At 60.6% G+C, this 556-nt stretch carries 1 protein-coding gene; it reads left to right on the top strand.

Annotated features, from left to right (window positions below; genetic code table 11):
* Window positions 1-16: 16 nt before the first annotated feature.
* Window positions 17-556 (top strand): LysR family transcriptional regulator (locus tag AC1DEF_RS29175; protein ID WP_477727744.1); only part of this gene is annotated, 540 nt, incomplete at its 3' end.

Raw genomic sequence — 556 nt, 5'->3', positions numbered from 1 at the left:
GGATTTATTCCAGGCAATGACCGTTTACGTAAGAGTGGTGGAAGCCGGCAGCATGACCGCCGCCGCTTTGCAGTGCGAAATGTCCACGACCATGGTCGGTAATCATCTGCGGGCTCTGGAGCAACGCCTGGGTGTGCGCTTGCTCAACCGTACGACACGGCGTCAGCGTTTGACGGAATTCGGCACGGCGTACTATCAGCGGTGTCTCGAAGTGCTGGGGCTGGTGGCTGACTCCGAACGCCTGGCCGAACAAACCCTCGACGAGCCGAGCGGCACTCTGCGCATCACCGCACCGCTGACCTTCGGCACCGAACGGCTCGCACCGGCCCTGAGCGAATTCACCCTGCGCTGCCCGCAAGTCAAACTCGATGTCGTTTTGACCAACCAGCGCCTGGACTTGCTCGACAACGGTTTCGACGTGGCGATTCGTCTGGGCACGACCGAGCTGTCCAACATGATTTCTCGCCCGCTCATCGACTACACGATGACCCTGTGCGCATCGAAGGATTATCTGGAGCGTCGAGGCACACCGCAGAAACCCGCCGACCTGCAACAC

The organism is Priestia sp. 10L35 (assembly GCF_056395685.1).
This window is presented reverse-complemented; position numbering and strand designations above follow the sequence as displayed.